We start from the raw sequence: 4,366 nt of genomic DNA, 5'->3' as shown, positions 1-4,366 counted from the left end.
TAGAGAAACGCCCTCCAGGCGGTCCCACCCATATCTGCCCAGGTCAAAGCTCAGATTCGCCCCTCCAGCCCGCCGAATTATGTCGAACGCGGGCCCTTGCTGCGGATCGCGCCCCCGGGTGAGTGCGGGGAACGGCTGGGGCCTGAGAAAGTCAGCCCTGGCCGCACGGTGCAAGGTGGGTGGGGGGTCTAATCAAGACTCTGGCCCACATTCGGTGGTAACGCACTGTGGCAATGGTTACTGACGGCAAGAGGCTCAGGTCGACGGGGCATATACAGGGTTGTCAGGCTGCGTTCCCGTTCCGGATACGGCGACAGCACCCGTCCGTGAACTGCGCTGTCAGGGCCGGGGCGGGCGTGACACACGGTTACCACCGAATGTGAGCCAGGGCCACTCGCTGGACACACCCGCACCACGCTGTTACCCGCCATGCCCACGATTGCTGGCAGGGGCGGAATCGACGTAGTGGATCAGATCTCGGGCCCGGTTCGCGTTACCACGGACAGGGATCCAGTAGGCACCTACGCGTTCCCGCTCAAGATTCGGACGCCACCGTGTAAAGCAGGGTGGGGCGCCCTCCCCGGACGAACATGCGCAACAGGCCGTAGCGCGGCCGCTTCGTGGCTGCCCAGAAGATCCATGCGAAGACGGAGCCCGGTGTCACGGCGACGCGCTCTCCGGCGGCTCGCGGAATCGGGCGGCCAGCTCGCTGCGGGACCGGAGACCGAGCTTGGCGTAGACAGGGTCTGTTGCGAAGGTGCTGGTCATAGCCACTCGTTGATGGCTGCGACCAGCACAGTCGCGTGGTATTGGACGGCGAGTTTGTCGTACCTCGTGGCGACCGCACGGTGGCGCTTGAGCCGGTTGATCCCGCACTCGACGGCGTGTCGCTGCTTGTAGTCGTCCTTGTCGAACTTGGGCGGGCGGCCGCCTCGGGTGCCGAGCTTCCGGCGGTTGCGGATCTGGTCCGCCTTCTCCGGGATGGTGCACTTCACGCCGCGTCGACGCAGGTAGACGCGGTTCGCGCGGGACCCGTACGCCTTGTCCGCGCGGACCCTGTCCGGCTTCGTGCGCGGACGGCCGGGTCCGATCCGCGGTACCCGAATGCCGGCGAGAACCGGCTGGGACTGGGGACTGTCGTGCCGCTGACCAGCGGTGACGAGCAGGGGCAGCGGCTTCTGTCCCTGCTCGACCGCCAAGTGGAGCTTGGTGGTCAGCCCGCCACGCGAGCGCCCGAGGCCGTGGTCGTCGGGCTCGGTGTCGACGCCTCCGGGAGACTCCTTCTGGAGATCCCCTTTTTTGCGCGCTCCAAGAGCGCGGGACCGGGTGCGCACCCGGTGCGGTGCGTAGTTCAGCCGGTGTGTGCTGTACGGCCCTGGTGGACGCTCTTGTGGCACCCCGCCGTTAATTCGTTTGGCGCTCGCGAGGGGTTGTGATGGGATCAGGGGCAACGGGGGCGGCTCCCCGGCGCGCATCCTTCTCACCTTCCGAAAAGACTCAGCGCGCCCACTCTCCGTCCCCGTTCTTCTGTCCCGGGTCGTCGTGGAGGGGAATCCCCTGTTGCTCGCTGCCGAGTCCGTACTGCTGCGCCGTATCCAGAGCGTGTACGTGGACAGGGCGCCCGCGTCCGGCGGCGGAACAGGACCGGCACTGCGTCGGCTCGAGGCCGAGCTACTCGGCCGCGGTCACGTTCTCTCCCCCGCGCTGCACGCGGCGCTCGGCTCTCTGGCCCCCGAGGAGCTGGCGGCCGCGCACGCCCGGCTGGTCGGGCTGGCCGATGACCTGCTCGGCTCCAACCGCACCCACATCCCGCTCTTCCGCCGCTTCCCGCGCACCGTGCCCCGGGACACCGAGGCACTGTACGTGGACCGGGTCTTCGCCTTCCTGCTGCAGCAGCCGGACCAACCCTGCGTGCTGTGCGGCGAGGCGCGCACGGTGTTCCCCGTCTCGCCCTGCGCACACCTGGTGTGCCGGCTGTGCTGGGACAGATCCGACTATGCGGGCTGCCCGGTCTGCCACCGCCGGATCGACGCGGATGACCCCTTCCTGCGGCCGGTGCGTGCCGTCGGCGCCGCCAAGGCACCAGTGCCCGGCCCGCTGCGGCTGCTGCGCCTGGGCACCGACCGGGCCGCCGACGCCACCACCGTGGTGGATTCCCTGCTGGCCCGTCGCACTCCTCTCTCCCCGCAAGACCGCGACGACCTGCTCACGCTGCTGCCGCTCACTCCGGTCAGCCAGGGCCTGCTGCCGGAGGAGATCCCGGTCCGGGAGACCAAGGCGATGGTGCTGGGCGCGCTGGTAGGCGAGGCGCCGGACGGCCTCCCGGTACGGAAGCTGCTGACCGAGCGGCTCACCACCGCCACCGACGTGTTGCGGCTGCTCGCCGTGCTCTCCGGCGGCGACGCCGGGCTGGTGACGCCGTCGCGCTTCACCAGCCTGCCGCGCCCGCTGCGCCGTGAGCTCCTCGCGGTCCTCGACGGCTTGCCAATGCCGTACCTGGTGGAGGACGTGCTGCGGCACCCCACGGCATGGAAGCGGGCCGCAGAGGTCCTGCACCCCTTCGAACGGCACGCCCGGCATCCGCGCGCCGCCCTCGCCTTCGCCGTGCTGCGCGGGACCCCGGTGGACCCCGGCACCGCCTTCGGCGCCGCCCTGCTGGAGACGGCCGCCGCACACCCGGACGCCGTCCGCGTGGACGGTGTCCGGATCCGCCCGGCCACCTGGGCCGGACGACTGGAACAGGCGGTGGCCGAGGGCGATGCGGGCCGGGCCGCGGTCCTCGCCGGAGAACGCCCCGGCGAACTGGTGCGCCGTCTGGACCTGCTGCTGCGCCTGCACACCTCCGACGACCTCGAGCCGGAACTGGAGAAGGCCCTGCTGCGCGGGCTGCCGAAGGTGGGGCCGGGGCCGCTGCTGTCGGCGCTCGGGGCGCTGCGGGTCCGCGCCGAGGACCGCACCGGCCGCCGCCGGGTGTTCTTCCCACGCGGCGAAGTCACCCGGGCCCTGTCCGTTCCGGAGCGGCGGGCTCCACTGCCCGCCGAGCTGGTCACAGCGGCGGTCACGCTGCTGCAGGCCGAGCTGCTGCACCGGTTCGCCGCCGCCGGGGAGCCGTACGCGCTGTCGGTGCTGGACGCGGGCCTGGCCGACCTCACCGTGCCGTTCACCGAGCGGTCCACCGCGAAGGCCCTGGTGACGGTGCCCAGGGGCAGTATGCAGACGCTGCCCGAGGGCGCGGTGCTGCGGCTGTTCCTGCACTGGACCGAACCACAGGGCAACCGCACCGACCTGGACCTGTCGGTCGCGTTCTTCGACGCCGAGTGGAAATTCACCGGCCTGTGCGACTACACGAGCCTGGTGCACGGCGCGGAGGCCGCGGTCCACTCCGGCGACCTCACCTCTGCCCCGGCGCCGCGGGGCGCCACCGAGTACGTGGACCTGGACCTGGAGCGGCTGGCGGAACGGGGGGACGTTTATGCCGTCCCGCTGGTCTTCAGCTACAACAACGTGCCGTTCGAGGAGTTGCAGGACGCCTTCGCGGGTTTCATGGCGCTGCCTGCACAGGGCCCGCGGGATGCCTCCTACGACCCGCGCACGGTCCGCCAGCGCTTCGACCTGGCGGGCGATTCGCAGGTGTGCCTGCCGATGGTCGTGGACCTGGGCCGGCGCCGGATGCTGTGGACGGACACCCATCTGCCGTCCACGGACGGCTTCCAGAGCGTCCGCTCGCACGGCGGCGCCGGGCTGGCAACCGTGGCCCGGGACCTGTGGGAGCAGTTCGGCTCCGGCAGTCGGACCACCCTTTGGGACCTCCCGGTATGGCGGGCCGCGGCACGCTCCCCCGAGGTGGCCGTGGTGTGCCGGGAGCCGGAGCCCGCACTGCTGCAGTATCGGCGGCGGCCGGACGAGGACGCAGCCGCGTTCGCCGCCCGGGTGTCTTCCATGGAGGAGACCGAGGAGCGGCTCCTGCACCCGGACCCCGACGCGGCGGCGGCCGAACTCGCTTCCGGCACACGAGTGTTCCTTGCGACGGTACATGGGACCGTCGGGCCCACGCGGGCCTCGGGCACCTTCTACCAACTGTTCCCCGGCCCCGGGGACACCTCAAAAACCCTGGTCCGCGTGACCGCCGGGGATCTGGTCGCCGAGCTCAGCAGCACCTCCGCGCCGGCCCGCGCACTGCCGCCGTCATAACGCGGCTGGTAGCTGCACCAACACCAGCAGGACCGCAGTGCCCTCTCCTCTAAGCGGTCTCGGTACGGACATGCCGGATGACCCGAGTTCGACAGTTCGCGGGCATGTAAGCGCTGGTGATCATGGCGTTGAGCTGCGGGAGCGGGCATGGCTGGGGTGAGGGGGCGTGTGCCCA

Annotated in this window: 1 protein-coding gene and 1 pseudogene; one reads left to right on the top strand and one right to left on the bottom strand. The window is 70.9% G+C overall.

Features of this window, described 5'->3' with window-relative positions; all coding sequences use genetic code 11:
• Nucleotides 1–764: 764 nt before the first annotated feature.
• A pseudogene (locus ABZ862_RS38290) lies at nucleotides 765–1,238 on the bottom strand (IS5 family transposase); the annotation flags it as partial.
• Between the two features lie 322 nt (nucleotides 1,239–1,560).
• On the opposite strand from ABZ862_RS38290, the gene ABZ862_RS38285 reads away from it, so the two are divergent.
• Complete coding sequence (locus ABZ862_RS38285; RefSeq protein WP_360969194.1) at nucleotides 1,561–4,191, top strand: MXAN_6230/SCO0854 family RING domain-containing protein; 2,631 nt, start codon at nucleotides 1,561–1,563, stop codon at nucleotides 4,189–4,191.
• Nucleotides 4,192–4,366: the final 175 nt, after the last annotated feature.

The sequence above is a fragment of the Streptomyces sp. NPDC047000 genome, assembly GCF_040644295.1.
Classification (GTDB): Bacteria; Actinomycetota; Actinomycetes; order Streptomycetales; family Streptomycetaceae; genus Streptomyces.
This window is presented reverse-complemented; position numbering and strand designations above follow the sequence as displayed.